This is a genomic window from Streptomyces sp. CA2R106 (genome assembly GCF_037034245.1).
Classification (GTDB): Bacteria; Actinomycetota; Actinomycetes; order Streptomycetales; family Streptomycetaceae; genus Actinacidiphila.
In genome coordinates this window covers 278,852-295,165 of record NZ_JBAGKC010000006.1, presented here as the reverse complement: position 1 = coordinate 295,165, position 16,314 = coordinate 278,852, and the positions used below count along the sequence as shown (strand labels likewise).

At 74.1% G+C, this 16,314-nt stretch carries 12 protein-coding genes; 5 read left to right on the top strand and 7 right to left on the bottom strand.

Features of this window, described 5'->3' with window-relative positions; translation table 11 throughout:
- Window positions 1-223: 223 nt before the first annotated feature.
- Window positions 224-1,396, bottom strand: coding sequence for an ROK family protein (locus tag WA788_RS12350; protein WP_335976170.1), 1,173 nt, complete (start codon window positions 1,394-1,396; stop codon window positions 224-226).
- 235 nt (window positions 1,397-1,631) lie between these two features.
- Between WA788_RS12350 and WA788_RS12345 the strand changes: the two genes are divergently transcribed.
- From WA788_RS12345 to WA788_RS12330, 4 genes are all read left to right on the top strand, one after another.
- Window positions 1,632-2,813, top strand: coding sequence for a Gfo/Idh/MocA family protein (locus tag WA788_RS12345; RefSeq protein WP_335976168.1), 1,182 nt, complete (start codon window positions 1,632-1,634; stop codon window positions 2,811-2,813).
- Complete coding sequence (locus tag WA788_RS12340; RefSeq protein WP_335976165.1) at window positions 2,813-3,733, top strand: sugar phosphate isomerase/epimerase family protein; 921 nt, start codon at window positions 2,813-2,815, stop codon at window positions 3,731-3,733. The genes WA788_RS12345 and WA788_RS12340 overlap by 1 nt, the downstream gene beginning before the upstream one ends.
- Before the next feature lie 136 nt (window positions 3,734-3,869).
- The gene (locus WA788_RS12335; RefSeq protein ID WP_335976161.1) at window positions 3,870-4,619 is read left to right on the top strand and encodes a sugar phosphate isomerase/epimerase family protein; all 750 of its coding nucleotides are present in this window, start codon (window positions 3,870-3,872) and stop codon (window positions 4,617-4,619) included.
- Window positions 4,616-5,740 (top strand): Gfo/Idh/MocA family protein, encoded by a 1,125-nt coding sequence (locus WA788_RS12330; RefSeq protein WP_335976159.1) that lies wholly within the window; start codon window positions 4,616-4,618, stop codon window positions 5,738-5,740. Before WA788_RS12335 ends, WA788_RS12330 begins: the two co-directional genes overlap by 4 nt.
- A 102-nt stretch (window positions 5,741-5,842) precedes the next feature.
- Here the strand turns inward: WA788_RS12330 and WA788_RS12325 are convergent, their stop codons facing one another.
- The 5 genes from WA788_RS12325 to WA788_RS12305 all read right to left on the bottom strand — a co-directional run bounded on the left by WA788_RS12325 (window position 5,843) and on the right by WA788_RS12305 (window position 13,930).
- A complete protein-coding gene (locus tag WA788_RS12325) occupies window positions 5,843-6,679 on the bottom strand; it encodes an undecaprenyl-diphosphate phosphatase (protein ID WP_335976154.1) in 837 nt (278 codons plus the stop codon).
- 325 nt (window positions 6,680-7,004) lie between these two features.
- On the bottom strand, window positions 7,005-8,345 hold the full coding sequence (locus WA788_RS12320) for a chitinase (RefSeq protein WP_335976148.1): 1,341 nt from the start codon (window positions 8,343-8,345) through the stop codon (window positions 7,005-7,007).
- A 252-nt stretch (window positions 8,346-8,597) separates the two neighbouring features.
- Entirely contained in the window at window positions 8,598-9,971 is a 1,374-nt protein-coding gene (locus tag WA788_RS12315) for a S53 family peptidase (RefSeq protein ID WP_335976145.1), read from the bottom strand.
- A 273-nt stretch (window positions 9,972-10,244) separates the two neighbouring features.
- The gene (locus WA788_RS12310; protein ID WP_335976142.1) at window positions 10,245-11,156 is read right to left on the bottom strand and encodes an ABC transporter permease; all 912 of its coding nucleotides are present in this window, start codon (window positions 11,154-11,156) and stop codon (window positions 10,245-10,247) included.
- Complete coding sequence (locus tag WA788_RS12305; protein ID WP_335976138.1) at window positions 11,153-13,930, bottom strand: alpha/beta fold hydrolase; 2,778 nt, start codon at window positions 13,928-13,930, stop codon at window positions 11,153-11,155. Before WA788_RS12305 ends, WA788_RS12310 begins: the two co-directional genes overlap by 4 nt.
- Before the next feature lie 559 nt (window positions 13,931-14,489).
- On the opposite strand from WA788_RS12305, the gene WA788_RS12300 reads away from it, so the two are divergent.
- A complete protein-coding gene (locus tag WA788_RS12300; protein WP_335976134.1) occupies window positions 14,490-15,143 on the top strand; it encodes a hypothetical protein in 654 nt (217 codons plus the stop codon).
- Between the two features lie 11 nt (window positions 15,144-15,154).
- On the opposite strand, the gene WA788_RS12295 is transcribed toward WA788_RS12300, so the two are convergent.
- Complete coding sequence (locus WA788_RS12295; RefSeq protein ID WP_335976130.1) at window positions 15,155-16,216, bottom strand: aldo/keto reductase; 1,062 nt, start codon at window positions 16,214-16,216, stop codon at window positions 15,155-15,157.
- Window positions 16,217-16,314: the final 98 nt, after the last annotated feature.

Genomic DNA, 16,314 nt, shown 5'->3' with positions numbered 1-16,314 from the left:
GTCGCCCATGTGTGGTCCCCCCTGCTGTGTCCGGCCGAACCCCGCGGCCGTTCGGAGCCACCGGGGCGCGGAGCGCGGTCCCCGTATCCGCGGCCCGCCGCGCCGACTGCCTGCGGCAACGTACCGGGCTCCCTTCGTACGGGGCAATTCCGTCACCCATGGGGCGCCGCGCGCCCGGGCCGCCGCCCGCGCGCGTGCGGACCGAGCGCCGGCCGTTCGGCGTTCAGGCGCCGAGGAAGCGGGCGATGCCCTCCGGGGAGAGCAGGTGCTGGACGGCGAGGCGGCGGGCGCCCTCGATGCCCGCGCGGCGGCCGAGCACGGTGCTCTCGATCGCGACCGTGCGGGTGGCCAGCGGCAGCGCGCGCCCGTAGACGGCGGCGCGGATGTCGGCGAGCAGGTCGTCGTGGAGGGAGGCGAGCGAGCCGCCGAGCACGATGGTGTCGGGGTTGTAGAAGCTGACGAGGGAGGCGAGGACGTCGCCGAGGCGCTGCGCGGCCAGCCGGACCTGGCGGCGGGCCAGCGGGTCGCCCTCGGCGACCAGGCGCACCACGTCGGCGGCGTGTTCGGCCGGCAGCCCGGCCTCGCGCAGCCGCGCGGCGACGGCGGCGCCGGACGCGACAGCCTCCACGCACCCGGTGTTGCCGCAGTGGCAGAGCACGTCGTCGTGGCCGGGTACGGCGATGTGCCCGATGTCGCCGGCCGCGCCGCTGGCCCCGCGGTGCACCACACCGCCGGAGACGATGCCGCAGCCGATCCCGGTGCCGACCTTGACGTAGAGCAGGTGGGCGGTGGCGGGCCGGTGGCCGTACTCGCCGAGGGCCATCATGTTGACGTCGTTGTCCACCAGTACCGGTGCCGCGCGGCGCCCGGCGAAGAACCCGGGCACCCGGTAGCCGTCCCAGCCGCGCATGATCGGCGGGCGCACCACGGTGCCGGTGCTGGCCTCGACCGGTCCGGGCACGCCGACGCTGATCGCGCGGACGTGCCCGGCCGGGTGCCCGGCGGCGGCCAGCATCCGGTCGATCTGGGCGTCCAGCGCGGTCAGTACGGCCTCGGGTCCGTCGTTGATGTCGAGGTCCTCGGTGGTCTCGGCGAGGACGGCGCCGCCGAGTTCGGAGATCGCGACGGTGCCGTGGGTGGCGCCGAGGTCCACCGCGCACACCACGGCGCTGTGCGAGGCGAGGTGCAGGGCCAGCGGCGGGCGGCCGCGCTCGGTGGCCACGGTGCCGGTCTCGACCAGCAGGCCGCGCTCGATGAGCAGGTCCACCCGCTGGGCGACGGCCGCGCGGGACAGGCCGGTGGCGGTGACGAGCTGGCTGCGGCGGGTGGCGCCGCCGGCCACGAGCCCGGCGAGTTCGCTGAGCGAGGTGAGCTGCCGGTCGGTTGCTGCCGTCACGTCGTCGCCCGTCCCTCGTCCGCTCGGCCCTCGGCCCGCCGGTCTGTTGACCCGCCGGCCCGCCGGCCCGTTGCTCTGTCGGCCCGTTGGCCCTGCCCTGTTCCCCGTCGCCGCGCCGCCGCTCCCCGGGCGGCCGTCGACCCCGATTTATGACAGAAGTTAGCGTAATTTTTGCCATTGTCAACCGAAACCCTGGTGGCTAGCGTTCTGGTCGAACCGAAAGAGAGGGAAGTCTGTGTCACTCTCGGGGCCCGACGACACGAACCCACCGGGCACACCCAGCAGCTCCGGCACCCCCGGCGCCACCGGCGGCGCCGCGCTGCGTACGGCGATCGCCGGCACCGGCATGATCGGCCGGGTCCACCTGGACGCCGTGCGGCGCAGCGGCGCCCCGGTCGTCGGGGTGAGCGCCTCCACCCCGGCCCGGGCGAAGGAGGCCGCCGCCGCGCTCGGCGTGGACCGGGCCTTCGACTCCTCCGAGGAGCTGGTGACGAGCGACGACGTGGACGTGGTGCACATCTGCACCCCGAACGACGCGCACGCGCGCCTGGCGGAACTCGCGCTGCGCGCGGGCAAGCACGTGGTGTGCGAGAAGCCGCTGACCACCTCCTCGGCGACCGCCGGCGCCCTGGCCGAACTGGCCGCGCGCAGCGGCAAGGTGGCCGCGGTCCCGTTCGTCTACCGCTACCACCCGATGGCCGCCGAGGCCCGCGCCCGGGTGCGGGACGGCCGGGCCGGCGACGTACGCCTGGTGCACGGCCACTACCTCCAGGACTGGCTGCTGCTGCCGGAGGACACCAACTGGCGGGTGGACGCGGCCGCCGGCGGGCCCTCCCGGGCGTTCGCCGACATCGGCTCGCACTGGTGCGACCTGGTGGAGTGGGTGACCGGGCACCGGATCGCCGAGCTGACCGCGCTCACCCAGACCGTGCCGCGCGCCGGCGGCACCCCCGCCACCGAGGACGTCGTGCAGCTGCTCTTCCGCACCGACCTCGGTGCGAGCGGGAGCGTGACGGTCTCGCAGATCTCCCCCGGCCGCAAGAACCGGCTGTGGTTCGAGGTCGACGGCACCCGCACCTCGCTCGCCTTCGACCAGGAGGCGCCCGAGTCGCTCTTCGTCGGCAGCCGCGGTGAGAACGCCGCGGTGCTGCGCGACCCGGCCACCCTGTCCCCCGAGGCGGCCCGGCTGTCGGTGGTGCCCGGCGGGCACCCGATGGGCTACCTCGACTGCTTCGCCGCCTTCGTCCGCGACGTGCACGCCGCCGCCCGCGCGGCCGACGCGTCCGGCACCGCCGACCCCGCCCCCGGCGCTCCCGCCACTCCCTTCGCCACCTTCGCCGACGCCGCCCGCATGGTGCGCCTGACCGAGGCCGTCCTCGGCTCGGCGGAGGACCGGACCTGGAAAGAGGTCTCCTGATGAAGCTGGGCTTCCTCACCGCCTGCCTTCCGCAGCTGCCGCTCGCCGAGATCGCCGGCTGGGCCGCCGCCCACGACTACGACGCGCTGGAGGTCGCCACCTGGCCGTCCACCGGGTCGCGCGACTTCGAGGCGAGCCACATCGACGTGGTGGACTTCGGCAAGGCGGAGGCGGAAAAGGTCCGCACCCTCTTCGACCAGCACCGGCTCACCTTGTCGGCGCTGGCGTACTACGAGAACAATCTGCACCCCGACCGTGAGCGCCGCGCCGAGATCGCCGCCCACGTCCGGGCCAACGTGGACGCGGCCGCGCTGCTCGGCGTGGACTACGTCGGGACCTTCATCGGCCGCCACCCGGGCCTGTCGGTGAAGGAGAACCTCGCCCAGGCCGAGCGCGAGCTGCCGGCGCTGGTGGAGTACGCCGGCGAGCGCGGGGTGAAGATCATCATCGAGAACTGCGTGATGGAGGGGTGGCACCCCGACGGCTACCCGGGCAACCTCGCCTACTCCCCCGAGCTGTGGGAGTGGATGTTCGACCTCGGCTTCTACCTCAACTACGACCCCTCGCACCTGCTGTGGCTGGGCATCGACCCGGTGACGGCCCTCAAGCCGTACCTGGACCGCATCCCGCACGCGCAGGCCAAGGACGCGCAGCTCGACCCGCGGGCCCGGGACCGCTACGGGTTCTTCGGCCGCACCGTGGAGCGCACCGACGGCTGGGACAGCGGCTGGTGGCGCTACCGGGTCCCGGGCCTGGGCGACGTGGACTGGCGCCGGCTGGTGGACACCTTCTACGAGGGCGGCTTCACCGGGGTGCTCTCCGTCGAGCACGAGGACCCGGTGTGGAGCGGCGACGTGGAGCGCGTCACGGGCGGTCTGGAGATCGCCCACCGCACGCTGCGCCCGCTGATCGTCGGATGACCGCCGCGCGAGCCGCACACGCCGCACGAGCCGCACGATCCCCACGCGCCGCCCGCACCACCGCACGTCCGCACCAGCACGCGCACCCGCACCCGCACCCGCTTTCGCCGTCGTACTTCCAGGAGGCATCGCTTCGATGGCCAAACCCCTGAGCATCCAGCTCTACACCCTCCGCGACCAGATCGCCGCCGACCGCGACGGGACGCTGACCCGGCTCGCCGAGATCGGCTACCGCGCCGTGGAGGCGTTCGACCCGACCGCCGACCCGGCCGGCTTCCGCAAGCTCCTGGACGACCTGGGGGTCGGGGTCTCCAGCACCCACGCCTACGCGCTGTTCGACAAGGACGCCGGCGAGGTCTTCGAGGCGGTCGCCACCGTCGGCACCGACCTGGCGATCATCCCCGGCGGCATCGCCGAGGAGGAGTTCACCACCGCCGACGGGCTGCGCCGCACCGCCGACAAGCTCAACGGGTTCGCCGCCAAGGCCGCCGAGCACGGCATCCGGATCGGCTACCACAACCACTGGTGGGAGATCGAGCCGCGGTTCGAGGGCCGTACCGCGCTGGAGGTGCTCACCGACGAGCTGGCGCCCGAGGTGTTCCTGGAGGTCGACACCTACTGGGCGCAGGTCGGCGGCGCCGACGTGCCGGCCCTGCTGCGCACGCTGGGCGACCGGGTGCTGGCCCTGCACGTCAAGGACGGGCCGGGCGTCAAGGGCGAGCCGCACACCGCGGTCGGCAAGGGCGCGATCGACGTGCCGTCGATCCTGGCCGCGGCGCCGGCCGCGCAGCGGATCGTGGAGCTGGACACCTGCGCCACCGACATCTTCCAGGCCGTCGCCGAGAGCCGCGCCTACCTGACGGCACTGGAGGAGGGGCTGTCATGACCACCGCTTCGGGTGCTTCGGGCTCCGGCCCGGTCGGCGTCGCGCTGATCGGCGCCGGCGTGATCAGCACGCAGTACCTCCAGGCGCTGTCCACCTTCCCGGACATACGGGTGCTGGCGGTGGCGGACCTCGACGTGGCGCGGGCCCGGGCGCAGGCCGACGCGTACGGCGTGCCGCACGCCGGCGACGTGGCGTCGGTGCTGGCGATCCCCGAGGTGGAGATCGTCGTCAACCTGACGATCCCGGCGGCGCACGCCGAGGTCGCCGCCGCCGCGCTGGCGGCGGGCAAGCACGTCTACGGCGAGAAGCCGCTGGCGCTGGCGCCCGTGGACGGCGTGAAGATCCTCACGCAGGCGCAGGAGCTGGGCCTGCGGGTGGGCAGCGCGCCGGACACGTTCCTGGGCGCGGGTCTGCAGTCGGCGGCGCGGGCGCTGGCGTCCGGGGTGATCGGCGAGCCGGTCAGCGCGGTCGCGGTGACGCAGGGTCCGGGGCCGGAGAGCTGGCACCCGAGCCCGGAGTTCCTCTTCCAGTACGGCGGCGGGCCGCTGTTCGACATCGGCCCGTACTACCTGACCGCGCTGGTGGCGCTGTTCGGGCCGGTGGAGCGGGTCGCGGCCAGCGCGCGGCAGGCGCGCGTGCAGCGGGTGGTGGGCTCCGGCCCGAAGGCCGGCACGGCGTTCGCGGTGGAGGTGCCCACGCACGTGCACGCGCTGCTGGACTTCGTCTCGGGCCCGAGCACCGCGGCCACCTTCAGCTTCGACTCCTCCGTGCCGCGCCGGATGATCGAGGTCACCGGCACCGAGGGCACACTGTCGCTGCCGGACCCGAACACGTTCGAGGGGCCGGTGCAGGTGCGGTCGTTCGAGGACCAGGAGTGGCGCGACCTGCCCGTGACCGGCACGACCGCCGGTCGCGGCATCGGCGTGCTGGACATGGCGCGCGGCATCAGGACCGGCGCGCCGCACCGCGCGTCGGGTGAGCTGGCGCAGCACGTCCTGGAGCTGATGTCCACAGTGACGGACTCCGCGGAGCGGCACGGCTTCGTGGAGATCTCCTCCCGCGCCCCGGAAGTGGCCACGCTTCCGGAAGACTGGGACCCGGTGGCGGCGACGCTGACCTGACCGGCGCCGTCGCCACCGCCGACCCGGGGTCCGCCCCGGCGACCTGACCGGCCCACCCGTGGGGGATGGGCCGGTCAGGCCTTTTCGTCCGCCGGGTGCTGCTCAGGAGTTGACGGTGTCCGTCGCGAGCAGGCCGATGATGACCACGCCGATCACGATCCGGTAGACCACGAACGAGTTGAAGGAGTGCCGGGCGACGAACTTCAGCAGCCAGGCGATGGAGGCGTAGGCGACCACGAAGGAGACCAGGGTGCCGACGGCCAGCGCGGAGCCGCTGACGCCGCCGCTGGTGGCGTCCTTGAGTTCGTACAGGCCGGCACCGGTGAGCGCGGGCAGGCCGAGGAAGAACGACAGCCGGGTGGCGGCCATCCGGTCCAGGTCCCGGATGAGCGCGGTGGAGATGGTGGCGCCGGAGCGGGAGAACCCGGGGAAGAGCAGCGCGAGGATCTGCGAGCAGCCGACGATCATGGCGTCCTTGACGGTCACCTGGTCCTCGCCGCGTTTGAAGCGGGCCATCTGCTCGGCGGCCCACATCACGCCGCTGCCGACGATCAGGGAGACCGCCACCACCCACAGCGAGCCGAGCACGCCGTCGATGAGCGGTTTGGCGGCGAGTCCGACGATCACGATGGGGATCGTGGAGTAGATCACCCACCAGGTGAACTTGTAGTCGTGGTTGCCGCGCTCCTCGCGGTGGGCCAGGCCGCGCACCCAGGCGGTCACGAACCGCGCGATGTCCCGGTAGAAGTAGACGAAGACCGCGGCGATCGCCCCGACCTGGATCACGGCGGTGAAGCCGACCACGGCGTCGTCGTCGACGGGGATGTTCATCAGCCCCTCGACCAGCTTGAGGTGGCCGGTGGAGGAGACCGGCAGGAACTCGGTCAGTCCTTCCACGATGCCGAGAAGGGCGGCCTGGCCGAGGCCGATCGCGCTCATGGGTGGTTTCCGTCCCCTGGTCTTCTGGTCTGGTGGTGCTGCCGGAGCTGCCCGGAAGTGCGGACGGACCGGGCACGCCCGTGGCATGCCCGGCCCGCTCCGACCCGACTACATTCGCGTAGACGTCCGGTCAGACTCTAGAGGATCGGCGGCCGCCGTACGACTTCGGGGCGGCGCCGCCACGGAGTACCGTACCGGCGCCGCGCGCCACTTCGCCGCAGGTCACAGTGTGTTCACCGGCGCACCGACCGCTGTTCACCCGCCGGCCACCTCGCGCCTGCGGCCGGGCTGTCGGCCGTCCGTTCGAGGGGTCCGTACGAGGGCGTCAGCAGGCGCCCTCGTCCTCCCAGACGCCCCACTCGCCGGTGGTCCCGGGGGTCTCGTTGGTGGTCCACCACTTCGCCAGCCAGGTGTGGCCGCCGTAGGAGACCTTGTCGCCGCCGACGTACACCGCGCTCGCCGACCACGCGGCGGCGGTGCAGGTCCCGCCGGTGCCGCCCCCGGTGCTGCCGCCCGTACCGCCGCCGGTGGTCCCGCCCGTGCCGCCGCCGGTGCTCCCGCCGGTGCCGCCGCCGTTGTCGCTGCTGCCGTTGAACGGCTCGAAGGTCTGGCTGAACTGCCAGGTGCTCTGCGAGATGCCGGAGCAGGAGTCCGAGGCGCCCTGGCCCGGGCAGCCGCCGTTGTCCCGCTGGAGCGCCCAGAACGACAGGGTGTTGATGCCCTTGCCGACCGCCCAGTTGTAGACGGTGGTGGCGTCGGCGGTGGTGAAGGTCTCCGCCGCCCCGTAGTCGTCGATACCCGGCATCTCGGTGACGCCGATCATGCCCCACAGGTCCGCGTCGCTCTTCGACGGGTAGAGCTGCGCGAGTTCGTCGTGCAGGCCCTGCGAGGCGGTCTCGGTGTCGGTGGCCATCTCGTGGCTCGCGCCGTCGTAGTAGTCGAACGTCATCTGGTTCACGACGTCGAGCCGCACCCCGTCGGCGATCGCGTTCTGGAGGACCGACAGGCCGGAGCCGTCGCCGAGGGTGCCGGTGGTCAGGCCGTGGGTGGTGGTCGGCAGGGTGTAGGAGAACTGCACGGTGCGGCCGTTGCTCGCCGCCCAGTCCTGCACCAGCTTGACGGCCTTGTTGCGGCGGTCCAGGCCCGCGGCGTTGGTCAGCGAGTCCGCCTCGACGTCCAGGTCGATCCGGCTGACGTTGTAGGTGGTGATGACGCTCTCGTAGGCCGCGGCGATGGAGTTGACGTTGGTGCAGCTGTCGGCGATGTCGGTGCCGGTGCTGTCGGCCGCGTAGCCGCCGAAGGAAGGGATGACGTCGCCGCCGCCGGCCTGGATGGTGGCGATGTCGCTGCCGAAGTTCGCCTGGCTGACCGGCGTGGAGCTGTCGCCGTTCCAGTCCGGCGTGCAGGAGCCGGCCGACGCGGTCTGGAGGAACGCCATCGTCAGGTACTTGTTGCCCGACGCGCTGGCCAGCCCGGAGAGGCTGTCGCCGTTGTACGCCTCGAAGTAGGGGGCGAAGACGTGGCTCGGAAGTGCGGTGGCGGCGCTCGCCTTCGGGGCCGCGGCGTGCGCGCCGCCGGCGCCGGCCAGCGCCAGGCCGGCCGACGCGGTGACGGCGGCGGCGACGGCGATCAGGGCGCGGAGTGGTCTGCGAACGGGTCCGGTCATGGACCGCGCTCCCTTCGGTGGGGGGTACCAGCACAACGGGCCATGCTGGTCTGGACCAATGCTGGTCCATACTGTTCGATCTGGAGCCCCCAACTGTCAAGAGCCCTTACAGATAAACCGGTTGGCGGATGCACCGAAGGAGCGCGAAAGCGGCCGCCGCCGCGCCCGGTGTACGCGGGCGCGGCGGCGGCCGCTTTCAGGGCCGCGGGTTCAGGACCGCGGGGTCAGGACCGCGGGGTCAGGACCGCGGGGTCAGCGCCGCGGGCTCAGCAGCGCCAGCGCGGGCACGAACCGCGCCGCGTCCACGGTGCCGAGGCCGGTGGCCATGTCGTAGCCCTTGACCGCGGTGTAACCGGTGACGCCGTCGTAGGAGTTGTTCGTGCCGTCCTTGACGTCGACCACCCCGCCGAACTTCTCCGTCCCCTTGGCCAGCGCGTACAGCGCGGTGTGGATGTCGCCGACCCGGTGCCCGGCGACCTGGTCGGCGAGCGCCACGATGCCCGAGAAGAGCGGACTGGCCTCGCTGGTGCCGCCGTAGACGTCCCAGCCGGTGGCCGACGGGTCGTAGCTGGAGTACACCCAGGCGCCGCCGTCCACGGCCGCGGCCATCGAGATGTCGGGGGTGCCGCGCTGCGCGCCGACCACGTCGCGCACGCCGTTCTGGTACGCGGGCCGGGCGAAGACGTGCGACTGGCCGCCGCCGCCCGCCCCGTAGTCGTTGTACACGCTGTCCGGCGCGGTCCGCTCGCCTGCCTGGTCCAGGTGGAGCTGGGTGCCGCCGACGGAGGTGACCAGCGGGTCCGAGGAGGGCCAGGAGTTGACCCGGTAGGGGTAGTTGGAGGTGCCGTCCTCGGTGGCGTCGGTGGCACCGCCGTCACCGGAGGAGCCCAGCACCGTGACGCCGTTGCGGGCCGCGGCCTCGAAGGCGTAGCGCAGCTTGCGGATGCTGGAGAAGTCGCCCTGGGCGAAGCCCGGGAAGGTGTTCTCGGTGGCGCCGAAGCTCTGCGTGATGACGTCGCCGACGCCCTGGTCGATCAGGGCCTTCTCACCGTCCATCATCTCCGGCAGGCCGGTCACGCCCTCGGTCTCGGCGACCCCCGTCTCCAGCAGCACGATGTGCGCCGCCGGTGCGATCGCGTGCGCCATCTCCACGTCGAGCGTGCTCTCGCCGGCCCACCCGGTGTGGTCGGGGTTGGTCGGGTCGAAGGGCGGCACATCGCCCCACTTGACCACCTGCACCTTGGTGCTGGGCATCCCGAACTGCTTGCTGTAGACGTCCAGGTCGTGCTGGATGGTCGGCGAGCCGAACGAGTCGACGATCACGATCGTGCGGCCCTTGCCCGTCACGCCCGCGCGGTAGAGCGGGTTGAGGTCGTACGCCTGCCGGTACTGCGTGGGGGTGTAGCAGTTGATGCCCCACTGGGCCTGGCACTGGGCGATGGTCAGCGGGCTGCCCGCGCCCTTGACCAGCTCGTGTCCGGCGACGGCGGGCACCGGTTTCACGGCGGGGGCGGCCGCCGCGGTGGCCGCGCCGGTGAGCGGGGCGGCGATCAGGGCGGCGGCGGTGAGGGCGGTGGCTCCTGCCGCGGCGACCACGGCGCGCGGCCGCGGGCGAGGTGTGCGCATGGACTCTCCTTGCGTGGCGGGCTCTCCTGGCGTGCGGGAACGGCCGGCCCGGGGCCGGTCGCGGGTGGTCACTCGGATAGATCATGCCCAGGGCACGGGAGTTCGCCGTGGGCCGTCCGTCGTTTTACCCGAACGGCCGATGATTTTACGATGCCATGACCATGTCATGGCCCGAGCCGACACGGCGTCAGAACCGGTGCCGCGCCGGTCGGGTCGGGCGGGGTCAGGGCCGGACAGGTCAGGCCGGGTCAGGGCCGGTCAGGTCAGATCCGCTCAGGACACGATGTCCTTCGTCCGGAAGCCGCGGAAGGCGAGCGCGGTGAACACCACCGCGTACGACACCGAGATCGACGTGCCCTCGGTCATACCGGTCCACTCCGTGACCGGCTGCATCGTGTCCAGCCAGGCGAACTGCCAGTGCGCGGGCAGGACGTCGCGCCACCGGTGCAGCGCGGTCACCGCGTCGAGGACGTTGCCGATGATGGTCAGCCCGACCGCGCCGCCGACCGCGCCCAGCGGCGCGTCGGTGATCGTGGACAGCCAGAACGCCAGCGCCGCGGTGACCAGCTGGCTGAGGAAGAGGTAGCCGACCGAGACCGCCAGCCGCCCGACCGCGGTGCCCGCCGGCACCGTGTCCCCGGTGGGCAGTTCGAGGTCGCCCCAGCCGTACGCGGCCGTGCCCGCCGCGAACGCCACCAGCGGCAGCAGCACCAGCGCCGCCGCGCTGAACCCCAGCGCGACGGTGAACTTCACCGCCAGCAGCCGGGCCCGCGGCACCGGCGCGGCCAGCAGGTAGCGCAGGCTCGACCAGCCCGCCTCGGAGGCGACCGTGTCGCCGCAGAACAGCGCGACCGGCACCACCAGCACGAACCCGGCCGACACGAACAAGGTGGCCGCGGTGAAGTTCGCGCCGGACGCCGTGGCCGTGTTGATCAGGGTGGCCGTGGTGGTGCCGTCGCCCGGGGTGCCGCCGATCGCGAACGCGGCCATCAGCACGAACGGCAGCAGCAGGAGCAGCCCGCCGACCACCAGGGTGCGGCGGCGGCGCAACTGGCGCCGGGCCTCCACCCGCAGCCGCAGCGTACGGCCGGGGCGGTAGCCGGGCGCGGCCACGCGGTCCGTATCGGCCGGGGAGCCGGCCGGCTCCGGCAGCTCGGGCACGGTCGCTTCGGGCACGGTGCTCATGCCGAGCCTCCGATCAGGGTCAGGAACGCGTCCTCCAGGCGGCGGTGCGGGCCGACCTGCGCCACCGGCACGCCGATCCCGACCAGTTCGGCCACCAGCTCGACGGTGCCGGCCCCCTCGGCCATCACGACCAGCAGCCCGTCATCGGCCGGCACCGCGCTGGCCACCACCGGCAGCGCCGCCGCCCGCTCGACCAGCTCCGGCGTCAACTCCCCCGCCACGCCCACCAGTACGGTGTCGGTCGAGCCGATGATGTCCGCCACCGGCCCCGCGGTGACCAGCCGCCCGCGGTCCATGACCACCAGGTGCGTACAGGTCTGCTCCACCTCCGCCAGCAGGTGGCTGGAGACGATGACGGTCCGGCCGGTGGCGGCGTAGCGGATCATCACCTCGCGCATCTCGCGGATCTGCGGCGGGTCCAGGCCGTTGGTGGGCTCGTCCAGGATCAGCAGGTCGGGCAGCCCCAGCATGGCCTGCGCGATCGCCAGACGCTGCCGCATGCCCTGGGAGTAGGTCCGCACCGCGCGCTGGAGGGCGTCGCCGAGTCCGGCGATCTCCAGCGCCTCGGCGAGGTGGGCGTCCTCGTCCGGGCGGCCGGTCGCCTGCCAGTACAGTTCGAGGTTCTGCCGGCCCGTCAGGTGCGGCAGGAAGCCGGCGCCCTCCACGAACGCGCCGACCCGGGAGAGCACCGGCGCCCCGGGCCGCACCGCCTCCCCGAAGACCCTGATCTCGCCCTCGTCCGGGCGGATCAGCCCCATCAGCATCCGCAGCGTGGTGGTCTTCCCGGCGCCGTTCGGCCCGAGCAGCCCCAGCACCTGGCCGGGCTCGACCTGGAAGCTCAACTCCCGTACCGCGTACCGGTCCGCGGACTTCGCGTACCGCTTGCTCAGCCCGCTGATCCGCAGCGGGACCGCGGCCAGCGCCGGATCGGCCGGGCGGGGGCGGACCCGGCGGCGGCCGACCAGCAGCAGTGCGGCGGCGACCACCACCGCGGCCGGCGGCAGCGCCCAGGTCCACCACGGCAGCGTGTGCGCGCCGAGGGCCAGCGCCTGGTCGGTGGGCAGCGTGACGGCGCCGGAGCCGGCCAGGGACACCGTGTAGGCGGCGGGCGCGGCCGGTGTCGCGTAGCCGAGGTCGGTGCTGGCCAGCACCACGGCCAGCCGGTGCCCGGCCTTGAACTTGTGGTCGACCGCCGGCAGCCGCACCCGCACGGTCCGCCCGTCCGGCGAGCCGGTCACCCGGATCGGGGTGGCCAGGCCCGACGGCAGCGTCTCCTGGCCGTCGGCGCGGACGTCGTACAGCTTCGCGAAGAGCACCGCCTCGGGCGCGGTGGTGGCCACCTTGACGGTGACGGTCGGCGCTCCGGTCAGGACGGTGGTGCGGCGCAGCGGTGCGGATTCGAAGCGCGCCGACTGGGCGGCGTAGTCCACCGTGAGGCTGCGGCCGAGCTCGGCGAGCCCGGACAGCGCGCCCGAGCCGGGGACGGCGGAGATCGCCGGCGGTGAGCCGCCGGCGGGATTGGTGATCTGCTGCGCGCGGCCGGTGAGGGCGATCTGCCGGGTGGCGGTGCCGTCCAGGCCCGGGTAGCGGTCCAGGCTCGCGCCGCTGAGCACCTGGCTGCCGTCGGTGGAGTTGATGCCGGTGACGCGGGTGACGCGGAAGGCGGGGTCGGTGCTGACGCCCTTGTCGCCCTTGAGGTAGCGGTCGAACCAGCGGGTGACCCGGGCGTCGATCCGGGCGTCCTCGGTGTCGCCGCCGTCGTGTCCGCCCTCGATCCAGTCGACGGCCACCGGCGCGCCGTTCGCCTTGATCGTCCGGGCCATCGCGTCGGACTGGGCGAGGGTGAACAGCGAGTCGGTCTGGCCCTGCACGACGAGCGTGGGCACCTTGATGCGGCTGCCGACCGCGGCGGGGCTGAGCGCGGCGAGCTGGGCCCGGTCGGCCGCGGTGGGCCGGCCACTGGTGGCGACCCGCTTGTAGAGGTCGCAGATCGACGGCTCGAAGCGGCCACAGACGGGGTCGGAGGGCGTCGCCGGCGCGGCTGCCGCGTCGGCGGAGTTGCCGGAGGAGGCGCTGCCGGAGGACGCGGTGCCGGGGGCGGTGGTCGCGCCCGTGCCGCCCGTACCGGAGGACGCGGTGTCGTCGCCGGTGGTCTCGGGCCGGGCACCGGAGAAGAGGATGCCGCTCCACAGCTTCTTGTACACGCCGTCGGGCAACAGCGCGTCGGCGAGGTTCCAGTACGTCTCGCGGGGCGCGATCGCGTCGATCCGGGGGTCGTCGCCCGCGGCGATCAGCGAGATGGCACCGCCGTAGGAGACCCCGGAGATGCCGACCCGGGGGTCGCCGGGCGCGTCGAGCTGCACGTCGGGGCGGGCGGCGAGCCAGTCGACGAGGCGGCTGACGTCGGCGGCCTCGCCGTCCTTCGCGTTGAGCCCGATCCGGCCGCCGGACGCGCCGAAGCCGCGCGCGGACCAGGTCAGCACCGCGTAGCCGTGCTTCGCCAGCGCCTCGGCCTGGCCGCGCACGTCGTCCTTGGTGCCGCCGAAGCCGTGCGCGAGCAGCACCGCGGGCCGCCGCTGGGAACCGCCGTCGGTGAAGTACGACGTGTCCAGCCGCACTCCCCCGGCCCCGGTCAGCATCGCGTCCGTACGGTGCACCGAGCCGCCCGAACCGGCCGCCGCCGCCGTGTCCGTGACGGCCCCGCCCCACGCGAGGGCGGCGAACGCCCCCGCCAGCGCGACCCACTTCCGCCCCCGCGGCCACCGAAGATCCATCCCCTGATCCTAGGCCGTGTCCGACCCATGGCGTCGTCCCGCCCGAAGGGCGGGGGCTTAGAGCGCCTGGTGCTCCCCCACGGCCTGCGGCATTGGGCGGTGCCTACCGATCGCAGCGCGGAGGGTGGGGCCCCTCCGCGGCGAAGCCCTGGGGGACCCGAGCGCGGCGGGTCGCGCCGACGACCGGCAACGCTGGGGCCTCCGCGAAAGGCAGGGGAGAGCCTGTGTGCCAGGCCCCGCCGGCTGGGTGCACCCCCATGCCCCCTGGCCATGGGGGTGGGATGTGTCAGGAACGGCCTGGTCCGGCAGGCGGGCGGCCCGCACCGCCACAGGGACGCGAGGGCCGCCCGCACGCGGGAGAGCGCCGCGGGCGTGGTGGAGGCGTGGGCGGACAACCGGAGCGCGTCGGTGCGTGTGGTGGGAGCGGCCCTGTGCGCGTGCAGGGCGGCGGCGACGTCGGCGGCGGGGGGCGCCGGGCATGCGGAAGGACACGGTGCCGGCGGTCGGGGGCGGGAGGGCGCGGGACCGGAATGTCGGTGGCGCGGGATACGGTCGGGGCGTGGGCAAGGGGTTGACGGCGGCGCAGCGCAGGGCGGTCGCGGAGTCCGACCCGGCGACGGGGCGGGTGGCGGCCGGGGCCGCGGTGTGCGCGGCGCTGGTGGCCGCCGGGTTGGCTGCCCGGCACGGCCGCGCCGGGCAGCACTACTTGACGCCGGAGGGCCGCCGGCTGCGGGCCGAACTGGCCGGGCGCGCCGCGGCCCAGGCGGCTCCCGCGGCGGCCGGGGGCGGCCAAGCGGAGCCGGCGGACGGCCGGTTCACCGCCGACGACGGCTCGGGCGCGGTGCGCGCGTCCGCCGGGCGCGCCGCGGAGGTCGCCGCCGCGTGGGAGGGGCTGCGCCAGATCCGCGCGGTGCTGGGGGACGGCGCCTTCGACGTACCGGCGGCCTGGGAGCTTGAGCGGCCGGTGCACGCGGTGGCGCTGGCCCTGGAGGCGGCGGGGGTGCCGCCGCACCGGGGCGATCAGGCGCCGGGCTACCGCGTGGCGCCCTCCGGCCACCCGGGCCTGGTCGAAGTGACCTGGTCCGCGGCGGACTCCGGCCCGGCCGCGCTCGCCAGGGCCGCCGCCCTGCTCGCCCCGGCCGGCTGGCAGGCCACCACCCACCGCACCCGCACCGGCGCCCCCTTCCTCCTGGTCTCCCCCCGCCACGCCTGACGCCCCGGGCCTCAGCCCTCGGCCGCCGGCTCCCCGCTGCCCACCACCGGCGGGTTGAGCCGCGCGAACCCCTCCTGCCGGTGGTAGGGGAAGTACGGATAGGGCGCCGTCCGCGCGCTCGCCGCGTCCAGCCGCGCCATCTGGTCGGGTGTCAGCGTCCAGCCGACGGCGCCGAGGTTCTGCCTCAGCTGCTCCTCGTTGCGGGCGCCGATCAGCACGGAGGAGACCGTCGGCCGCTGGAGCAGCCAGTTGAGGGCGATCTGCGGCACCGCGCGGCCGGTCTCCGCCGCGATCCCGTCGAGCGCGTCCACCACGCGGTGGAGCAGTTCGTCCGCGACCGGCGGGCCGAAGTCCGCGGTCCGGTGCAGCCGGCTGGCGGCGGGCAGCGGCTGCCCGCGCCGGATCTTGCCCGTCAGCCGCCCCCAGCCCAGCGGGCTCCAGACGACCGCGCCGATGCCCTGGTCGAGGCCGAGCGGCATCAACTCCCACTCGTAGTCGCGGCCGACCAGGGAGTAGTACACCTGGTGCGCGACGTAGCGCGGGCGGCCCTGGCGCTCGGCGGCGGCCAGCGACTTCATGGTCTGCCAGCCGGAGAAGTTGGAGACGCCGACGTAGCGGACCTTGCCGGCCCGCACCAGGTCGTCGAGCGCCGCCAGGACCTCCTCGACCGGGGTGCCGGCGTCGAAGGCGTGCAGCTGGAAGAGGTCGATCCGGTCGGTGCCGAGCCGGCGCAGCGCGGCGTCGCACGCGGCGATCAGCCGGGACCGGGAGGTGCCGGCGTCGCCGGGGCCGTCGCCGGTCGGCAGACCGGTCTTGGTGGAGAGGATCACCTCGTCCCGGCGGCCCTTGACCGCCGCGCCGAGCACCTCCTCCGACGCCCCGCCGGAGTAGACGTCGGCGGTGTCGAACATGGTCACCCCGGCGTCCAGGCAGATGTCCACCATGCGGCGCGCCTCGCGGGCCTCGGTGGTGCCCCAGTTGCCGAAGAGCGGGCCCCGCCCGCCGAACGTGCCCGCGCCGAAGCTCAGGGCCGGCACGTGCAGTCCGGACGAACCCAGTCGCCTGTATTCCATGACCGCTCCTCGGTCCGCGCCGCCGTACGGGAGCCCGCGGGCCCCGGCAGCGACTAACGGGCCTGTAGTTCCGTTAAGGTGTCACCGACGATAGCAGC

Bases quoted from the DNA above. Each gene is read 5' to 3' on its own strand.
- WA788_RS12340 (WP_335976165.1), top strand. From the start codon at position 2,813: ATGAAGCTGGGCTTCCTCACCGCCTGCCTTCCGCAGCTGCCGCTCGCC.
- WA788_RS12335 (WP_335976161.1), top strand. From the start codon at position 3,870: ATGGCCAAACCCCTGAGCATCCAGCTCTACACCCTCCGCGACCAGATC.
- WA788_RS12330 (WP_335976159.1), top strand. From the start codon at position 4,616: ATGACCACCGCTTCGGGTGCTTCGGGCTCCGGCCCGGTCGGCGTCGCG.
- WA788_RS12325 (WP_335976154.1), bottom strand. From the start codon at position 6,679: ATGAGCGCGATCGGCCTCGGCCAGGCCGCCCTTCTCGGCATCGTGGAA.
- WA788_RS12320 (WP_335976148.1), bottom strand. From the start codon at position 8,345: ATGACCGGACCCGTTCGCAGACCACTCCGCGCCCTGATCGCCGTCGCC.
- WA788_RS12315 (WP_335976145.1), bottom strand. From the start codon at position 9,971: ATGCGCACACCTCGCCCGCGGCCGCGCGCCGTGGTCGCCGCGGCAGGA.
- WA788_RS12310 (WP_335976142.1), bottom strand. From the start codon at position 11,156: ATGAGCACCGTGCCCGAAGCGACCGTGCCCGAGCTGCCGGAGCCGGCC.
- WA788_RS12305 (WP_335976138.1), bottom strand. From the start codon at position 13,930: ATGGATCTTCGGTGGCCGCGGGGGCGGAAGTGGGTCGCGCTGGCGGGG.
- WA788_RS12295 (WP_335976130.1), bottom strand. From the start codon at position 16,216: ATGGAATACAGGCGACTGGGTTCGTCCGGACTGCACGTGCCGGCCCTG.